The organism is Pseudomonas sp. MWU15-20650 (assembly GCF_023242475.1).
Lineage (GTDB): Bacteria > Pseudomonadota > Gammaproteobacteria > Pseudomonadales > Pseudomonadaceae > Aquipseudomonas.
Genome location: NZ_JALJFG010000011.1, coordinates 17,826 through 36,630 on the forward strand (window position 1 = coordinate 17,826; position 18,805 = coordinate 36,630).

Annotated in this window: 13 protein-coding genes; 5 read left to right on the plus strand and 8 right to left on the minus strand. The window is 51.3% G+C overall.

Going from position 1 to position 18,805, the window contains the following annotated elements; genetic code table 11:
• Window positions 1-344 precede the first annotated feature (344 nt).
• From M5B43_RS11590 to M5B43_RS11610, 4 genes are all read right to left on the minus strand, one after another.
• Window positions 345-785 (minus strand): hypothetical protein, encoded by a 441-nt coding sequence (locus M5B43_RS11590; RefSeq protein WP_248750234.1) that lies wholly within the window; start codon window positions 783-785, stop codon window positions 345-347.
• Window positions 786-2,323: 1,538 nt separating this feature from the next.
• The gene (locus M5B43_RS11600) at window positions 2,324-3,484 is read right to left on the minus strand and encodes an NAD-dependent formate dehydrogenase (RefSeq protein WP_248750235.1); all 1,161 of its coding nucleotides are present in this window, start codon (window positions 3,482-3,484) and stop codon (window positions 2,324-2,326) included.
• Window positions 3,485-3,653: 169 nt separating this feature from the next.
• Complete coding sequence (gene cydB / locus M5B43_RS11605) at window positions 3,654-4,667, minus strand: cytochrome d ubiquinol oxidase subunit II (protein WP_248750236.1); 1,014 nt, start codon at window positions 4,665-4,667, stop codon at window positions 3,654-3,656.
• A gap of 37 nt (window positions 4,668-4,704) precedes the next feature.
• Window positions 4,705-6,111, minus strand: a complete 1,407-nt coding sequence (locus tag M5B43_RS11610) for a cytochrome ubiquinol oxidase subunit I (RefSeq protein WP_248750237.1) — start codon at window positions 6,109-6,111, stop codon at window positions 4,705-4,707.
• Window positions 6,112-6,449: 338 nt separating this feature from the next.
• On the opposite strand from M5B43_RS11610, the gene M5B43_RS11615 reads away from it, so the two are divergent.
• The 3 genes from M5B43_RS11615 to M5B43_RS11625 all read left to right on the plus strand — a co-directional run bounded on the left by M5B43_RS11615 (window position 6,450) and on the right by M5B43_RS11625 (window position 12,855).
• On the plus strand, window positions 6,450-8,723 hold the full coding sequence (locus M5B43_RS11615) for an FdhF/YdeP family oxidoreductase (protein ID WP_248750238.1): 2,274 nt from the start codon (window positions 6,450-6,452) through the stop codon (window positions 8,721-8,723).
• A 103-nt stretch (window positions 8,724-8,826) separates the two neighbouring features.
• A complete protein-coding gene (locus tag M5B43_RS11620; RefSeq protein ID WP_248750239.1) occupies window positions 8,827-9,768 on the plus strand; it encodes a Dyp-type peroxidase in 942 nt (313 codons plus the stop codon).
• A gap of 324 nt (window positions 9,769-10,092) precedes the next feature.
• Window positions 10,093-12,855, plus strand: a complete 2,763-nt coding sequence (locus M5B43_RS11625) for an AAA family ATPase (RefSeq protein WP_248750240.1) — start codon at window positions 10,093-10,095, stop codon at window positions 12,853-12,855.
• Window positions 12,856-12,970: 115 nt separating this feature from the next.
• Here M5B43_RS11625 and M5B43_RS11630 read toward each other — a convergent pair whose 3' ends face one another.
• Together M5B43_RS11630 and moaA are read right to left on the minus strand one after the other, a co-directional pair.
• Window positions 12,971-13,876: a bestrophin family protein gene (locus M5B43_RS11630; RefSeq protein WP_248750241.1), complete on the minus strand. Its 906-nt coding sequence runs from the start codon at window positions 13,874-13,876 to the stop codon at window positions 12,971-12,973.
• 33 nt (window positions 13,877-13,909) lie between these two features.
• Window positions 13,910-14,908 carry a GTP 3',8-cyclase MoaA gene (gene moaA / locus M5B43_RS11635; RefSeq protein ID WP_349292369.1) on the minus strand — a complete coding sequence of 333 codons (999 nt, stop codon included), beginning with the start codon at window positions 14,906-14,908 and terminating at the stop codon, window positions 13,910-13,912.
• A gap of 258 nt (window positions 14,909-15,166) precedes the next feature.
• Between moaA and M5B43_RS11640 the strand changes: the two genes are divergently transcribed.
• The gene (locus M5B43_RS11640; RefSeq protein ID WP_248750242.1) at window positions 15,167-15,406 is read left to right on the plus strand and encodes a hypothetical protein; all 240 of its coding nucleotides are present in this window, start codon (window positions 15,167-15,169) and stop codon (window positions 15,404-15,406) included.
• A gap of 1,086 nt (window positions 15,407-16,492) precedes the next feature.
• Here M5B43_RS11640 and M5B43_RS11645 read toward each other — a convergent pair.
• The gene (locus tag M5B43_RS11645) at window positions 16,493-16,753 is read right to left on the minus strand and encodes a YciI family protein (RefSeq protein WP_248750243.1); all 261 of its coding nucleotides are present in this window, start codon (window positions 16,751-16,753) and stop codon (window positions 16,493-16,495) included.
• A gap of 37 nt (window positions 16,754-16,790) precedes the next feature.
• A complete protein-coding gene (locus tag M5B43_RS11650; protein WP_248750244.1) occupies window positions 16,791-18,035 on the minus strand; it encodes a cytochrome P450 in 1,245 nt (414 codons plus the stop codon).
• Between the two features lie 279 nt (window positions 18,036-18,314).
• Between M5B43_RS11650 and M5B43_RS11655 the strand changes: the two genes are divergently transcribed.
• The gene (locus tag M5B43_RS11655) at window positions 18,315-18,752 is read left to right on the plus strand and encodes a thioesterase family protein (protein WP_248750245.1); all 438 of its coding nucleotides are present in this window, start codon (window positions 18,315-18,317) and stop codon (window positions 18,750-18,752) included.
• Window positions 18,753-18,805 lie beyond the last annotated feature (53 nt).

Here is an 18,805-nt window from a genome sequence, read left to right on the forward strand (position 1 = left end):
CGATAAGAGCGATGTTCTCCACTTAAAAATACGTGGGCACCATCGCCCTTATCGTCAGGATTACCATGCGCCAACGAACCTCTTATCCCAAAGGATTTTGATTTTTTGCGGCCAAAGATCAAGCGAGAAGGCTTAACTGATCGGCATTACCCCTTAAGGCCCCATTTTTTTCGCAGCTGGGAGCATGTGTGGTACTTAGACTCAGCTATTCAAAACGCACTCAGCAGCAACCCTTCACTTTCAAATGACTTGAGGAGTGGGGGGATCACCCATGTTTCATGAACACTGCTGAGCAGTGTTCCATGAGTGCCCCAGACATATACCTTTTACGATGAGGCGCAAGTTTACTTGGTCGCGGTAGAATCTTTTGCGAGGATCGCGGCATGAATTGCTTCGGTCATCGTGTTATTGACCTCAATGAGCCGGTGTACCTCATCTTGAATTTTCAACAACGCTTCAGCATCTTGATATGTCTGCAGTGCTTGCTTGTCTGAGGCCGCAGCAGCCACTTTCTGGCCTACCATGATGACTGATAAGAGCACTAACTGTAGAAAAGTTTGGGCAATCCAAGCGATGAGAGTCGAGACTCCTCCTGTGATGGCGGAGGGTAAGCTGATTAAGGCTATTCCCGCAAAAATATAGGCACACCACATGGTGCCAACCGCATTGGTGATCATCAGTGCAATGCGCCCATTCAGACCTATATGCTCTTGTGATATTAGGTGTGGGCCTACTTTTTCACGTTCCTTGATTCTCTGAAGTAGCAGGCGTTCGAGTTGCATCATAGAGCCTCTGGTAGAAATTCAATTAATTACGTCGGCGTTGGATCGATGCCGGGTCTACCGACCGCTTTACCCCACAACACGTCTCGTGAAGCTGAGCTGTGACCGTCGATGTTCCAGTATATCTGCCAATTGAAAAGGGGGGCATGAAATACATCTAAAATGAACATCTAATTTGCTATTTCTGTGCTGCGGGAAATTTTCTCGATTGGCTTTATCTGCTTAGGTCATCTTCCTTGACGTTCTGCTCTAACCGATCCGAGAGGCGTTCATGATCCCTGCGTATTCACACTCAATTTGTTCGTAACCCTATGTGCTTTCGAGCCTTCTGACGATGAAGTGACCTCTGACAGTGTCTTGATAGACGTCAGTGAACAGAGCATTGATCGATGCACCGGTCAACACTTCAATTACAGGAACTGCCTGCGCCGCGAGTTTGCTAAATGGTGTAGCCGAAGCGCGTAGCTACTTTTTCGATCAACACAGCCAGCCATTTTCCGGCCTGGCTCGGTGAAAAATAGCTTGTAGCTCTAGCACCGTGTTTGGCGGCTATCTCTGCCAGCTCTTTGGACAAATGCTGCATGCCTCAGTGGTAAAGCTACGAGTTGCGTAGTAACCCGTCTCCGTCGCATCGTCCGCTTGGCTGGGGCCGCCCATAGCGAACACTTCGATGCACGCCTGTTTGGTCGCAAAGTCACTCAAGTCAAAACCTTCGTTGAGCGCCACATCGGCTACTGAGCACATCATAAAGGTCGTGGAGACGGGGAGTTCGAGGGTAAGCGGATGATGAACACACCTACCGAACTCCAGCATTAAGGGCGATGGTGTCCGCGTATTTTTAAGCGGACGCGATTGCCCTTATCGCCAGGATTTTCATGCGACAACGAAGCTCTTACCCCAAACCGTTCAGAGCCCAGGTCGTCCAGGAGTGCCTGTAACTTGGAGCGCCGATTTCCAGCGTAGCCATCCATCACGGAATCAACGCCAACGTTATCCGCAAGTGACTATAGACTTACCAGGATCAATCAGTTGCAACCCTGCCGGCCTTCGTTCCGGTAAAACCGGCACCCAAGCGCGCAACAGAAGAGACGGTGATCATCTTACTGCCTCCTTTGGGTGATAAATCCATTACGGTAAAGTGACCAGCCTCGGATCCGGGCGGCTTTGCGTGTTTCTTCGTGGCCTGGCCCAATGATTCGTGTCGATGCCATCTGGCTCGCCACAAAGCCCATGGCCATGCGCGCCGGCACTGAGACTGCACTGGCAGAGTGGTCAAAGTGTTCGGTGCGGCAAAGCCGCACAGCGCTTACCTCTTTGCCAACCGCCGAGCCAGCCGTATGAAAGTCCTGGTGCACGACGGCGTCGGTATCTGGCTGGCGGCGCGGCGCTTGAACCAAGGCAAATTTTACTGGCCAGGCATCCATCGTGGGGCGGAGGTCGAACTAGACCCTGAGTTACGTAAGTATCAGTTGGATTGGAAGTGGATGACTGTCGGCCTCCCTGGCCCGTGCTGTCGGCATGGAAGGTCTGTCGCATGGAATTTATATGAGCTCGTAAGAGTGCGCTCCTGTACCAGCAAGGCTTCCGCTGTCGACGATGAGATATTCCTCACGAATTCGAGTGCCTTCAAAGTAGCTCTGCAAAATTTCCAATGTGCCCGCAGCATAACGAGCTTGAGCCGAGAGAGAGGTGCCGGACATGTGAGGTGTCATGCCATTGAACGGCATGGTTCGCCAGGGATGTTCGGGTGAGGCGGGCTGAGGAAACCAGACGTCTCCTGCATAACCTGCGATATGTCCTGATTCTAAAGCCCTGACAAGAGCATCGCGCTCAACCAGTTTGCCGCGGGCGCAATTGATGAGATAAGTACCACGCTTCATTTGGGCCAGCGCCGCTTCGTCGAGCAGGTTTTCGGTGGACGGATAGAGGGGGATCTGAAGGTTGATGATGTCGACAGTCTTGATCAGCGACTGTACATCTGAATGAAACGTTAGGTTCAGCTCATTTTCAATGATTGAGTCCAGGCGGTGACGCTGGGTGTAATGTAGATGCAAACCGAATGGTTTAAGCCGACGCAGTACGGCCAAGCCTATTCGCCCTGCGCCGATAGTGCCGAAGTGCAGCCCTTCGATGTCATAGCTTCGGGAAACACAATCCGCAATGTTCCAACCGCCATCAACGGCTATTTGATGAGCAGGCAAATAATTGCGCACCAGCGACAGCGCCATCATCACCACATGTTCCGCGACACTGATGCTGTTGGAACCAGTGACCTCGGCAACGGTGATATTCGCGCGCGCCGCTGCAGCAAGATCCACATGATCAGAGCCGATACCGGCCGTGAGTGCAAGCTTCAGGTTTTTCGCCTTGGCGATCCGGTCGGCGGTCAGATAAGCAGGCCAAAATGGTTGAGATATAACTACCTCGGCATCAGGCAGCAGACGTTCGAACTCGGAGTTCGGCCCGTCCTTGTCACTGATCACAATGAGCTCATGTCCACCCTGTTCCAAATAATTACGCAGCCCCAACTCCCCTGAGACACAGCCCACCAGTTCACCGGGTTTGAACCCGAGAGGGCCCATTGGCGTCGGTGCTGTCTGGCCATTGGCATACGTCGAGATGGTTGGAATCACAGATCTCGCATAACGAGGCGGATAGCCATCAACAGGATCGGGATAAAGAACACACAGTATTTTTGCCATGAACGTTATCTCTCTCATGTCGAATGACTTTCGGTTCAGCGGGAATGAAACCATCGAATTGCAGGGTGACCAAAGGCGGCGTGATCGGGGAGAAGGTGTCCACCTGAGGCGAACTATTTTGTCGTGCTCTCAGGGATTGGACACCTTCCGGGTCTACCAATCTTGGCGTCTAGTGGTGGTAGCCCTCACCGAGTTTTACTTTGCCTCTGAAGACGTAATAACTCCACGCGGTATAGACCAGTATGAAAGGAAGCGTAAACAGTGCTCCAATCAGCGCAAACAGCTGACTTGCCACTGGCGAGGCTGCCTGCCACATTGAGATGGACGGCGGTACGATATTGGGCCAGATGCTGATGCCCAAGCCACTGTAACCGAGGAAAATCACAAGTAATGTCAACAGAAACGGAGTTGCGGTTGCCCGGTGCGCCAGCGTGATCAGTGTGGCTATGAAACAGAACAGCAACAGCAGTGGTACAGGTAGGAAGTAGAACAGGTTCGGCATCGTGAACCAGCGTTGCGCTATCTCCGGATGGGCGAGCGGCGTCCAGATGCTGATCACAGCAATGACGAACAACAGGGCATAGATGAAGTAGGACGAAAATCTGTACATATCCTCCTGCAATCTGCCTTCAGTTTTCATGATCAGCCAGGTGCTTCCCAACTGGGCATAGGCCACCAACAGTGCGAAACCACAAAACAACGGGAAGGGACGAAGCCAGTCGAGACTACCACCAGCGTATGCGTTGTTCACGACTGGAATCCCGTTAAGGAAAGCGCCGAGAGCTACGCCTTGGCTGAAAGTGGCAATAATAGATCCGCCGACAAAGGCCTTATCCCACCAGTGTCGATTGCGCTCGCTGGCTTTGAAGCGAAACTCGAAGGCGACACCTCGAAAAATCAGGCCCAGCAACATGATGATCAGGGGCAAATACAGCGCGCTGAGAATGACTGCATAAGCTAGGGGGAAAGCTCCGAAAAGCCCGGCGCCACCGAGTACCAGCCACGTCTCGTTGCCATCCCATACGGGCGCAACCGTGTTCATCATCACGTCGCGCTCTTCTTTGTCTTTGATCGCAAGAAAGAGCAATCCCACGCCTAGATCAAAGCCATCCATCACGACATACATCATCACGCCGAAGATGATGATCAATGCCCAAATCAAACTTAGGTCGATGCCGCCCATAGCGCTCGCTCCTCAAACTCGGAAAAGTGTCTGAACATCATTTTTCATCTGCAGCCGATAATGGCCTGGCAGGTGTTCGTTGTTGACCTGCGCCGCCCTCAGGAACGGGCTCCGTCCCGTGAGCCTGCGGTCCTTTGTGCACGAGTTTGAGCATGTAAGCGATGCCCGCACCGAACAAGGCGAAGTAAACAAGTACGAAAAGCACTAAGCTAATGCTGACTTGAGAAACAGTCAGTGGCGAAACCGCGTCGACCGTTCGCAGCAGGCCATACACGACCCATGGTTGACGGCCCATTTCAGTAGTGACCCACCCTGCCAGCAACGCGATGAGTCCTGAGGGGCCCATACAAAGCCAGAAGGCCAGGAACGGACGTGAGGTATAGAGCTTTTGGCCACGTCGCAGCCACAGGCTCAGAAGTCCGGCGAGGATCATCAACATCCCCATGCTGACCATCAGTCTGAAGGTCCAGAAAATCACGGTTGAATTAGGTCGGTCTTCTGGCGGGAATGATTTGAGCGCCGGAATCTGCTTGTCTAGACTGTGGGTGAGAATCAAGCTGCCCAGTACCGGAATTTCAATCGCGTAGCGGGTTTTTTCCGCTTTCATATCCGGCCATCCCGCCAGAATGAGCGGCGAGGGCTCACCGGGAGCGTTTTCCCAGTGGCCCTCAATCGCAGCGATTTTTGCCGGCTGATGTTCCAGAGTATTAAGACCATGGGCATCACCGACGACTGCTTGGATCGGCGCGACGATCAGTGCCATCCACGCAGCCATCGACAACATAGTGCGCGCTGCCGGCGTGTCATGGCCGCGTAACAGGTGCCAGGCGCCAGAAGCGCCGACGAAAAATGCCGTCGCCAGAAATGCGGCGATGGCCATGTGTGCGAGCCGGAACGGGAACGACGGGTTGAATACCACTGCCAGCCAGTCAACAGGTACCGCACGACCGCCAACGATTTCGAATCCCTGTGGCGTGTGCATCCAACTGTTCGATGACAGGATCCAGAACGTTGAAATCAGCGTACCTAACGACACCATGGCGGTAGCAAAAAAATGCAGCCCACGGCCAACTTTTTCCCAGCCGAAGAGCATAACGCCTAGAAAACCTGCTTCAAGAAAAAAAGCGGTGAGTACTTCGTACGTCAACAACGGTCCAGTGATGCTGCCTGCAAAATAGGAAAAGCCACTCCAGTTTGTTCCGAACTGATAGGCCATAACCAATCCAGAAACCACGCCCATGCCGAAATTCAGAGCAAAAATCTTTACCCAAAAAGTGTAAAGATCCTGATATACATCTCGTCCGGTTTTAAGCCACAAACCCTCCAACACCGTAAGGAAACTGGCCAAGCCTATTGTTATTGCAGGGAAAACGATGTGGACGCCAACAGTAAACGCGAATTGAATTCGCGCTAGATCAATTGCAGTCGAATCAATTATGTCCATGCTTTTCTGCCTCTCAGGAAGGGTGCAAATTTGCCTGGGAATAAAGCTGGGAAGGCAACTACGCTAGCCCGGTTTATTGGCTTTCCTTGGCCTTGACATGGTGGTGCATGCCGCCTAGATTCTAGATCACCGTCGAAAATCATGAGAAAATATTTTGCTCTCTGAATGAGAGGGTTTCTCAAGAATAGTTCTGAGTTGTATGTTTGTTTTTTACTGAGTGGTTGTGACGTTTACTTCTCTCAAGAGGGTAAAAGTTACGTAATGCCGCATTATAGCGGCAGGAAATATGCAGCTATCGACTCTCACCTCTATGGTTATGAGTCGTATGTGGAGCGATCATGGCAATTAAGCGCAAAGTACCCGGTGTTCGAAATTACGATGGCCCCGCAGGAGGTTGGGGTGCACTTAAGGCCACCGCGACGGCGGTGCGCGAGCAAATGGATACGCTCAAGGCTCCTCTTACGTTAATGAGAACCAATCAGCCGGACGGGTTTGATTGCCCTGGTTGCGCATGGCCAGACAAAGAGCACAAATCAACCTTCCAGTTCTGCGAAAACGGTGCGAAAGCCGTGACTTGGGAGGCTACCAACAAACGTGTTCCGCCCGAGTTTTTTGCTAAACATCCGGTTTCCACTCTTCTCAAACGTACCGACTTCGAGCTTGAAGACTTGGGACGCCTTACGCACCCAATGGTTTACGATCGTGCGACTGATACATACCAACCTGTCGAGTGGGAAGCCGCATTTGCTCGTATAGGCGAAATATTGCGTGGTTTGCAGCCCAATCAGGTTGAGTTTTATACGTCTGGTAGAGCCTCGAACGAGGCAGCTTATTTGTGGCAGTTGTTTGCGCGTAATTTTGGCACTAATAACTTTCCTGATTGCTCAAACATGTGCCATGAACCAACTAGCGTTGGGCTTCCACGTTCCATCGGTATGGGCAAGGGGTCTGTATCGCTGGACGATTTTGAACTGTGCGAACTGGTTATTTCTATCGGACATAACCCAGGCACCAATCACCCAAGAATGATGGGGACGCTGCACGAGATTTCCCGGCGTAAAGTCCCAATCATGGTGATGAATCCATTACGTGAGCGTGCACTAGAGCGATTTGCCGACCCGCAAGACATGATTGAAATGGCCACTTATGGTTCGACCCGTATTGCCTCTACTTATTTGCAGGTCAAGGCCGGTGGTGATGCAGCAGCCATTAAAGGTGTAATGAAGTCCTTGTTGGAAATGGAAGAATCAGTAGGGCAAGTGCTTGATTATGATTTCATTGAAAAGCATACCAACGGCTTCGAGGCACTCAAGGCGGATTTGTTGGCCACCGAATGGCCCGACATCGAATTTGCGAGTGGATTGCTCAAGGCTGACATGGAAAAAGTCGCGGCGGCCTATGCGAAATCCAATGCCACGATCGTGACGTATGGAATGGGGATAACCCAGCACAACGAAGGAACGGCCAACGTAAGACTGATCTGCGATCTTCTGATGCTGCGAGGCAACATCGGTAAGCCCGGCGCGGGCATATGTCCGCTGCGCGGGCATTCCAATGTACAAGGAAACCGAACGGTAGGTATTACCGAGAAACCGTCCAGTGAGTTCCTCGGCAAGATTGAAGAAGTGCTGGGCTTCAAACCGCCAGTTGAGCACGGCCACGATTCAGTACAGGCCATGCAAGCGATGATTGCCGGCGAGTCAAAAGCACTGCTTTGTCTGGGAGGAAACTTCGTCGTCGCATTGCCTGATCCAGGTCAGTGTTTCCCGGCAATGGGCAAACTGGATTTGACTGTGCACATCGGTACAAAACTCAATCGCACTCATTTGCTGGTTTCCAAGGAAACGTACCTGTTTCCTTGCCTGGGCCGCACTGAGCTCGATGTACAGAACGGAGAGCGCCAATCAATTACCGTCGAAGACTCGATGTCGATGGTTCACGCTTCGGCTGGCAAGTTGATGCCCGCATCCGAGTTTTTGCGATCGGAACCGGCCATCGTGGCGGGTATGGCGACTGCCACTCTGCCTGACAGCAAGGTACCGTGGATGGAGCTCTCGCAGAATTACGACAAAATTCGCGATCTGATTGAAAAGACCATTCCAGGCTTTGAGAACTACAATGAACGTATTCGCGTTCCTGGTGGCTTCCGCATGCCGCTGCCCGCGACGGAGCGTATCTGGATGACGCCTTCAGGGAAGGCGGAGTTCTTTGTGTTCCCAGGTTTGCATGAAGATAAAGAGGTCGATGGAGACGATGTGTTACGGCTAATCACTCTGCGTAGCCATGACCAATACAACACGACGATTTACGCATTGGATGATCGTTATCGTGGCGTATTTGGGCGACGGGATGTGTTGTTCATGAACCCTGCCGATCTCCAGTCACGAGGTCTGGCACATGGTGATTTGGTGGATATCGAAACGGTCGTTTCTGGACGCAAGCTGCGCTACGAAAAAATAACGGCTATTGAGTACAAAATATCGGCTGGTTCAGTGGGGGCATACTATCCCGAGGCGAACACGCTGGTACCTTTGGATTACATCGATAAGGACAGTGGAACGCCGTCATATAAGTCGGTGCCCGTGCGTGTAACGCGCTCGGAGCTGAATTGATTACGTAACGGTATCCGGTTGGTCTTTCTAAAATCAAAGGAGGCGCCTTTTGCGCCTCCTTTTTTGTTTCACTAGGTGAAGTTTTATGGGGAATATTTCAGTGATGAGCACCGAAACGCCTGAACCACAAGCGGTGTGCAGCCCGACCACCAGCAGCGCGATTTTCATCGTGGCAACCCTCAAGTCGGGAAAAGAATCCGCAGAAAAAGTGAAGAACTGGTGCGCTGATATTGCGGCGATCACACGCTCTGTCGGCAAGCGAGTCCCAGCGGGCAATCTTTCGTGTGTCTGTGGATTTTCCTCCAGTGCTTGGGACATTTTGTTCGCAAATCCGCGCCCAGTTTCATTGCACGGGTTTCGCGAGTTTGGCGTCGACGGGCGACGCGCTATATCCACTCCTGGTGATATCCTTTTGCATATTCGTGCTGATCAGATGGATCTTTGTTTCGAGTTAGTGACGCAGTTCACTTCTGCGCTGGGCGAAGCCATCACGGTCATCGATGAGGTTCATGGATTTCGATATTTCGACATGCGCAGCATCATTGGATTTGTTGATGGTACTGAAAACCCAGTAGGTCGCAAGGCCACCAACTTTACGATAGTAGGGGATGAAGACCCTGCCTTCAGTGGAGGAAGCTACGTGCTGGTACAGAAGTATCTGCACAACATGACGGCATGGAATCAGCTATCTGTCGAAGCGCAGGAGCATGTGATCGGGCGGAAAAAGCTTTCCGACATTGAGCTGGATGAATCGGTCAAACCAAGCAATTCGCACAGCTCTTTGACGACGATTACGAAGGATGGCGAGGAGGTGAAAATCTTGCGTGACAACATGCCGTTTGGCCGGCCTGGTGCAGGTGAATTTGGAACTTTTTTCATCGGTTACGCTCGTTCACCCGAACCACTCGAACTGATGCTTGAAAATATGTTCGTCGGCAAACCTCCAGGGAATTACGATAGGTTGCTTGACTTCAGTACGGCTGTCACAGGCAACCTTTTTTTCGTGCCGTCGCTGGATTTGCTTGAGGAGTTGGCCGATCGCTAGCTCACGGAAAACCTCCTTTCCTTTTTAGTTTTGGTCTCTCCATGGTGGGTCGCGCTATCTGATCCTCAATGTGCATGGAGAGTTGAAGCACCTATAAACCTCGTTCGTCGGCATCGCTGATGACTCGTAGAGCGCTTTGATCATAACCCTACTATCTTGATCGGGTGGCTGCTCCTCAGGAAATGACGCAACCACTCCCTGCGAAAGGCTTATGAATAATCTCACTGCAATGCGGATTTCATACCTGGCTTCGGTAGGTATCTTTACAAGGAAGTAGATCCATTCGATTGAGCCCGTGTTATCCACCCTTGGAGACAACTCATCATGGCGACACTTTGCGAAATATGTAATGCGAGACCAGCCGTTGCGCGGGTGACGGTCTCGCAAAATGGCCAAGCAAAAACAATGTCCATTTGCGATCACGATTACCGCCAACTCGTCCGTCATCAAAGCATGCTGAATCCATTTGACTCATTGCTGGGCGGTGGTATGTCCCGTTTCTTTGACAGCGTGGGCGGCCACTCGGATCAAGGAGATGATGATCTAAGGCTTTCTGCACAGGTGCCCAGAGAGTCCGTAGACGCAACCGACGCCTTCAGTTCCCAGACGATGGAAATCCTCCAACGCGCTGCAGAGAAGGCCCAGGAACTCAACCGCAGCGAACTCGACACCGAGCACCTGCTGTATGTGTTGGCGGATACCGATGTGGGCACGGCATTGCTCAAGGAGTTGAAGCTCTCTCCCGACGAAATCAAGGGCTACATCGACCATCACGCGCAGCGCGGCAGCGCCGAGTCGCCAGTCGATCAGATGACCGTTTCACCACGTCTGAAGAAGGTCTTCAATTTTGCGTTCCAGGCGTCCCGAGACCTCGGACATTCATACGTAGGCCCGGAGCATTTGTTGATTGGGTTGTCGGCGGTACCGGAGAGTATCGCCGGCACACTGTTAAAAAAATATGGAGTCACCCCCGAAGCCTTGCGGCAGAAAGTGGTCAAGGTCGTGGGCAAAGGCGCCGAGGATGGCCGGGTGGACACCCCGACTGGGACGCCGACGCTCGACAAGTTCGGTCGAGACCTGACGGCGTTGGCCCGTGAGGGCAAGCTTGATCCGGTACTTGGGCGTGCGCAGGAAATCGAAAACACCATTGAAGTACTTGCCCGCCGTAGGAAGAACAATCCGGTGCTCATTGGAGAACCCGGAGTCGGTAAGACAGCAATTGTAGAAGGCCTCGCACAGCGCATCGTAAAAGGTGATGTTCCTGAGATTCTGCGTGGTCGACGACTGGTTGAAGTGAATCTGAACTCAATGGTGGCGGGCTCTAAATACCGTGGGGAATTCGAGGAACGGGCCAAGCAACTGCTGGATGAGGTAACAGCGAAAAGCTCGGAGCTGGTTTTGTTTATCGACGAGCTGCACACCATCGTCGGGGCAGGGGCAGAAGAGGGCGGCCTGGACATTGCTAACGTTCTGAAGCCTGCATTGGCTCGAGGCGAGCTCAGCCTTATCGGCGCGACTACGCTCAATGAGTACCAAAAGCACATCGAAAAAGATGCCGCGCTTGAACGACGCTTTCAACCGGTGCTGGTACCAGAGCCTACGGTCGATCAAACCATCATTATCTTGCGTGGCCTGCGCGACAAGCTTGAGGCGCACCATCAGGTCACGTTTGCGGATGAAGCCTTCGTCGCTGCGGCAGAACTATCGGATCGTTACATTACTTCGCGCTTCTTGCCGGACAAGGCGATTGATCTGATCGATCAGGCGGCTGCGCGTGTTCGCATCAGCGCCAGCTCAAGACCCGCGAGCATCCAGGAACTCGAAGCTGAAATCACCCAGTTGAAACGCGAGCAGGATTATTCGACTTCGCGCAAACGCTTTGATGAGGCCAAGGGTTTTGAGGAGCGCATCAACCAGAAACAAGCACAGCTGGAGGAGGAAACCGAGGCTTGGCAGCGCAAGACCGGGTCTGAAACCCTGGAGGTCACGATGGCCTCGATTGCCGATGTTGTTTCGCGCCTTACGGGCATCCCTGTCACCGAGCTGACGCAAGAAGAGCGGCAAAAGCTGCTCAACATGGAAGACACTCTGCGTGATCGCCTAGTGGGTCAGGAGGACGCTGTTCTCGCCGTCAGTGACGCCGTGCGTCTATCGCGTGCCGGGTTGGGACAAGCGAATCGGCCGATTGCGACGTTTCTTTTCCTCGGCCCTACCGGGGTCGGTAAAACCGAGTTGGCCAAGGCGCTGGCAGAGACTGTGTTTGGCGACGAACAGTCGATTATTCGTATCGATATGTCCGAGTACATGGAGAAGCATGCGGTGGCCCGGCTGATCGGTGCACCACCCGGATACGTCGGTTACGACGAGGGCGGGCAGTTGACCGAGCGCGTGCGCCGCAAGCCCTACAGCGTGATTCTGCTCGACGAAATCGAAAAAGCGCATCCCGATGTCAGCAACGTGTTGCTGCAGGTGTTCGATGATGGTCGATTGACCGATGGCAAGGGGCGCGTCGTGGATTTCAGCAACACCATCATCATTGCCACCAGCAACCTGGGTTCTTCTGTAATCATGCAGAACCTGGAGCGTCCTGAGGATGAGCGTCTCACTGATAAAGCCTTGCGCGATGAGCTGATGGACGTGCTCAAAGGGCATTTCCGTCCCGAGTTCCTGAATCGTATCGACGACATCATCGTGTTCCATGCCTTGAGCCGCGACAATATCCGGGCCATCGTGGGCATCCAGCTCGACCGTGTGACTCGAACCGCCGCAGCGCAGGACATCACGTTGAAAATCGATGACTCGCTTGTTGACCACCTGGCCGATGTTGGCTACCAGCCCGAATTTGGCGCACGCGAATTGAAACGGCAGATTCGCCAAACCGTCGAAACGCGACTTGCCAAAGAGATGCTTGCTGACAAGCTCAAAGCCGGCGACAGCGTTGAGTTGGGTTATGACAAGGGGCGTGATGAAGTGATCTTCAACAAGGTTGAGGTTGATGAACCGAAGGCTTCTGAAAAGACTAGCCCACCGGCAGATCAGCCAAAGCAAACCGATGATTTAGCTTCTACGGCGGGCACTGGAACTTGACGTAAAACCAATATCGACTAAGGAGCGGGCCTGAGGATGTATTGATCACAGGCCTGCTTCGCTTTTCATCAAGGTATTGCTAGCCGAAAAGTTCAGGTAGTTCACAGACCTCCTTTTAGCTTAGGACATAGTCAATAGGTTGGAGTGGAGGGGGGATATGGGTACGGCCAATGGCACTCAAGATATCTCGTTCAATCGCTCGAACGAGGGCATCAGTGGGGAGATCGTTTTCGTCCCGTCCAAAAGGATCCTCCAACTCATCTCCGATAGCATCGAGTCCAAAAAATGTATAGCTGACTATCGCAGTGAAAATTGGCGCAATCCACCCCAAAGGTTCGGCCAACGCAAAGGGCAGCAGTATGCAAAAGAGATAGATAGTGCGGTGCAGGAGTAATGTATATGGAAAGGGAAGCGGGGTATTTTTGATACGCTCGCAAATTGCCTGGGCCTCACACAAACCGGTTAATCGCTGCTCCAGCGTTACATATCGCCATTCACTGATTATGTTTTCTTGAGCCAGGCGTGAACACTCCCTTCCGGTTTCTTGCAAAATGCCATCGCTGATGTTGAAGGTCGGGGTGATCTTGATCAGAAGGCCTGGTACCCAAGGTCGAGCAGCTTTCAGCTCATCTTCATTGCGAAGCTTTGCGTTAAGCGCATGAGCGAACCCACACAATCCCAACAGCATCCTTTCCCTTAACTCAGTGTCCTGAATGACACAACTCTCGCGGATGAAAGAGCGTACTTCGATGATGATTCTTCCCCATTCCTTGCGTCCCTCCCACCACCGATCGTAACAAGCTGAATTGCGAAAGCTCATGAAGATGGACAGTGACAGGCCTAGCAGAGTGAAAGGTGTGGCGTTGACGCGTGAGAAGAAAGCAGGGTGCATGCTTTCAATCAATACGATGATGGAAGCCAGGACGGTGACCATGATGCTTCGCCGAACGATACGTTTAGCGATGGATCCTTTCAACGTAACCAGAACGTTTAGCATGTTTGGTTTGGGATGAACGATCATGGTTGCCCCGCAAGCGAATGAAAGGATTGGAAGTTAACCACCCGTCATGTTCATGAAGCGCAGAATCTGCACGTCGCCATTGGTCGCGAAATGATGGCTGTAGGGCTTCAGCCTCATAGCGTCACGGATGGCTCTGTCGAGCCGTTCGCTATCTGCGGGGTAGCTGCGAAGAATCTGTTTCAGATCGCTTGAGTGTTCGTTACCCAGGCACAGCAGCAGTCGCCCCTCGACCGTTACTCTCACTCGATTACAGCTCCCGCAAAAGTTATGGCTATGGGGTGAAATGAAGCCAATTCTGATATTGGGTGCTTCTGCGATCCGCCAATAACTGGATGGGCCTTGGGTGGATTCGGCTGACTTGATCAAAGTGAAGACTTCGCTCAGACGCGCTCGAACCTCATCACTTGAACAGTAGGACTCATTGCGTTGGTGCTCAGTGATGACGCCCAGCGGCATTTCTTCAATGAAGGAAATGTCTAGCTGTCTATCGATGGCAAATCGCACCAGGTCAACCACTTCGGTATCGTTGCGCCCCTTGAGCACTACACAGTTAAGTTTGGTGTGGCGAAAGTCGGCGGCAAGGGCTGCGTCGATTCCAGCAATCACGCGGCTCAGATCGCCTGTTCTTGTCAGTGATTTGAAAAGCTGGCTGTTCAAGCTGTCCAGGCTGATGTTCAGGCGAGATACGCCAGCGTCATGCAAGGGCTTTGCCATGTGGGTGAGTTGCGAGCCATTAGTGCTCATGCACAGCTCTCTCAGGCCTGGCAGTGTGGCGATCTGACCACACAATTTAACAATGCCGTTTCGTACGAGTGGCTCTCCACCCGTCAATCGAATTTTCTGCACGCCCAAAGCCACGAACTGCTGTGCTATTTGGAACAGCTCTTCTAACGTCAAAATGTTTTGGCGAGGTAGAAATTCCATGTCTTCTGCCATGCAGTAAACGCAGCGAAAATCACAGCGATCAGTCACCGACATTCTGAGGTACGTGATTTTGCGATTGAAGCTGTCGACTAGCTCGTTGTCAGGTATGTCCACTTTTGCCGTACCTTTTCATTGTGATTATCGGTGTCGAGGCGAAAGCATGTTTTGGAGTCAATCTAGGAGAGGAAAGGGTGAAATTTAAGCATAGGCAGACGTCCGAGAGGCGTCAAACAGCATGGCATTCCTGGTTCGACGGCTCACGATTAGTCGGCCCTGCGAGAAGAACTATCATGATCAGACGTTGATGGGGCATTCTACCTAACGAACGTCCGGTGCTGAACATGGCGCCGGATCAAGGAGAGACACATGTCAGAACGTATTGATAAAGATCATCCCGTTAAATACGTGACACAAAGTGGTGTCACCGTGATGATTGGCTTCAGTTGGAGCCCGGCGCTTGATATTCCTGTTGGGGCCAAGTTGACCATGCCAGGCAAGGCTACCCGGCCGGCCTATGTGGAGGGCGACCATTGGGAGAGTTATGAGCAGGCAGTTGAAGGGGCGCGAGAAGCGGCGGAGCGGTGGGTGAACTCTCCGCTTCGATGAAAGGCTTGATCAGTTAGGTATCAATACCGTCACTATGGCGAGGGAGCTTGTTCATTCGTCATAGTGGCTTCAAAGGACTCTTCGAACAGAAGATCAGATCCAGTGGGACCGCGAAATCACAAGCTCCATCTGCCGTCCTCTGTGCTAATTAGAATCCCATTCACGTTGTCTGCTCTGACCAGTTAGGGCATTCACCTGTTTGTAACCTTTCTTTTGCACCGTAAACCACGGGAGTTAACAAGTGATAAAAGTGGTTTACATGAATCGACGGCACGGCGGGGGGACAGATCCCCGCGCCGGTTTGATCAGTGTCTGCTTTCGGCCCAGAGTGTGTAAAAACGCTCAAGGCCTCATCGTCTTGGGTCATTGACGCTCGTGGCCGAACAATTGCGTGGAAAATTCTGCTGTTGCACCTGAATGACCGGCGGCTACGTCAGCTGTGTGCCACAGGAATCGCTGGATGAAGGTGGTTTGTTACTGATTGAATCTGAGAGGATTATTCGTATGAAGTATCTTTTTGAGAACCTGGCACTTGCTCCTGAGCTAAAGGACGGAGAGACCTGGTGCAGCACCTACCAATCGAGTCACGACGATAACTTGGGCGGCGCAACAGCTTCACCTGGCGTTGTTCAATGAGACTGAAATGCTCCAGAAAACGAACACTTTCTATCAGCAATTCTTCGGCTACACTCTGAGTGAAACCGATGCGAGGCATGTGCTCCAGGGGCTGCCCTAAGGACTAGAGCGCACCAGAATTGCTTGGTGTGTGTTGATCGAAGGAACGTCGACTAATTGCCGGCGCTCCGCAAGCCAGTCTCTCATTCGGGCTACATCGAAAATCTGACCTTGCTCTATCAGCCTTAAAATGAGCGATTTAGATATTCGGTAGTGGCCGCAATCAGCGCAAATTCGCTCTGCAAAGTCTCCAGATAATTGAATTTGTTCAGCGCTTCCAGCGCAAATAAGACACCTCATACTCTTTCCTTGGGTATGTCGTCAGCTGAATGCCGTATGGGGGGGTAGCAGCGTCCTGAGCAGTCAATGGCCAGTATTGGAACTGGCCACACTTCGATCATTGAACGAAACTTAGCCGATCTTTAAATGCCACTCGAAGATAGAGATGCTGGCCAAGTCATTTAAGACTAAAGGATCGTTCTTGGCTAATGCCTCGGCTTCTTCTAGAGTGTTCGCTTCAAAAACATAAGCGCCTCCGTGGAAATTGGTATAGGGACCCGCCATTTTTAGCGGGCCTTTCTGAGTCAGTTCGTAGAAAAAGCCCCAATGCGCCTTCATCATCTCATCAGAAACTTCGCGTTTGCCCGTCAAGTGGACCAAGTAGGTTTTCAAAGTTACTCCTATGAATCAAAATGTACGGTTTAAAGTATTAAGTGAGGTCCAGCACCAAGGAGGATGGCATGCGCATGATCAAACTCTCGCGCTGCCAAATGACTTCATGGCCGGCAGCGAGCTTTATAAAGTTAAATCCGCTCAACATTTTTTCACACGCAATTTCTGTTATATATTGCCCTAGCGCCCGCCCCACGCATTGATAACGACCTGCGGTAAACGCCAAGTGTTTGCTGCTGTTTTTTCGTGTGATATCGAATTTATCTGGATCAGCGAATATCTGCTCGTCTCTATTCCCAGAGGCGAGGCAGAGGACAACGTCATCCCCTTTTTTTATCAGCGTACCACCGAGTTGAAAGTCAGTATTTGCCGTGCGCTTAGTCATCTGGGCAGGGGTCTCCATCCGCATGGACTCAGCAAGCGTATTGCGCAGCAGCTTGGCGTCGCTTCTGATTTTTCTCTGTTCTTCAGGCCATTGCGCTAATAACAAGAGCGTGTTGGCAATCACGGCCACCACCGTTTCTGTTCCACCTATAAAGCAGGCGATCGCATCTAACGTATAATCCCGTGCCGTGTATTCAGTGTTGCCGTGGTGCAAGGCTTCGTAAAAAATCCCTTTACTTGAACCTTTTTGATGGTCGCTGTAGTTTCTTTTAAATAGTGTGTCTAGGTTGCTGAGTGCTTCTTTTAAATTCAGCAGTCCATCAAGAGTAATTGAACTTGGGTCAAGCAGGAGCCGAATGTTTTTAACTTCGGCATGAAGTGCGTCTTTGTCTGTCTGTGAGAACCCTAACCACGCGGAAAATAAATTCACCCACAATGGCTTTATCAACATCTCAATGATATTGACCTCGTTGCGATTGTCGAGCGCCTGGATTTGACTGACTAATAAATCTATTTCAACGTTTATGAGGCCCCTGAATTTTTCGATCCAGATGCCCGTAAGAGGCGTCATCAATGATTTTCTATGTTTGGCGAATGCATCGCCCTCTTGAAATAAAATGAGGTCGCGTAGCATGGATCTATTGATCTCAGAGAGCTCGACATTCTTTTTGTCAAACTCATGGATCAGCTTGTTTATGATGCCTGAGGTGACCAGTGACGGTTCATTCAAGCACTGAGATATATCGTTGTAACGTGTCAGGATTAAAGTATTTCCCAAGTAGTGCGAGGGGTATGACTCGCGCATAACGCTATAAGTTTTATAGGGGGATTTGTTGAAGTTAGAAGATTTTGGGTTGAAGAAAAATGCTCTGGCTTTAGTAGGAACAAAACCATCCATAGTATTGCCTCAAAAAATGAAGATGAACACTTGCGAAGTGAGTTCGAAGTAAATCACGTTGGCAAGTCAAAGGGGATGATGGCAAATTGCAATTTTGTATGGGAAATGTAAGTTGTAGGACAATGATGGCTAGGAGTAGCTCGCTCGTACAGGTAAGTTAAATGAGTTTGGTGGAAGCCTGGTTGGATTGCTAAAGTAACGCCATGGTGGTCGCTGGGTTTGTGCCGGTGTGGGCCAAGTTAAAAGGGATAGCGCAGATCGTTAATTCAGGGCTTTAGCATGAGAAAGAAGTATTTTGATAGTGGCACTCGTGAGTTTGGTATTAAAGTACCTTTTCGTGACGTGGACATGGGGGGTGTTGTGTATCATCCTTATTATCTGACTTATTTGGAGGCGGGTAGAGACAATTGGTTTAGTGCGTTTGATATTAATCTGCATGCGCTCATTAAGAATAATCGCTATGCTCTGGTCGTTTCCAGTTTGGATGTTAAATATAAATCTCCGGCGTTTCTAGATGACCGTCTTTTGCTGCGGACAACATTGCTAAAAGGTTCTCTTGCCTCATTTGAATTTACACAGGTTATCTATAGGGGCGAGACGTTGCTGCTCGAAGCGACAACAAAGGTTGTAGGGGTTTATGCGCATGACTTTAAACCGGCTAGACTGCCTGCTGAGGCCATATCACTTGGCGAGATGCCGAGCTTAAAGAGCCGGTAGCGTGTAAATAATGCTGTTAGCTGACGAGTCACTATCAGGCCTTTATTTATCGT